Raw genomic sequence first — 296 nt, 5'->3', positions numbered from 1 at the left:
TTGACGCCATGCCGGGCCATGGTTGCGGAAGATGTCCGCAACCTCCAAGGCTGGGCGCGACACGCGTGCGTCAGCCGGGCGGCCGGATCTCCTTGAGCTTGAGCGCGATGTGCTCCAACGGGCTCATGACCTCGCTGATCGTCTTGGTGGCGACGCGGGTATAGAGCGCCGTGGTGTCGAGCTTGGCGTGACCGAGCAGCACCTGGATGACGCGGACGTCGATGTTCTGCTCCAAGAGGTGGGTGGCGAAGCTGTGCCGCAAGGTGTGCAGCGAGACGCGCTTGTTGATCTCGGCC

General features: G+C 64.9%; 1 protein-coding gene. It reads right to left on the bottom strand.

All coding sequences use genetic code 11. From position 1 onward, the window contains the following. Positions 1 to 70: 70 nt before the first annotated feature. A partial coding sequence (locus ACZXDY_RS46675) for a tyrosine-type recombinase/integrase (protein WP_464350127.1) occupies positions 71 to 296 on the bottom strand: 226 nt, incomplete at its 5' end.

The organism is Bradyrhizobium sp. LeoB3 (genome assembly GCF_055456055.1).
This window is presented reverse-complemented; position numbering and strand designations above follow the sequence as displayed.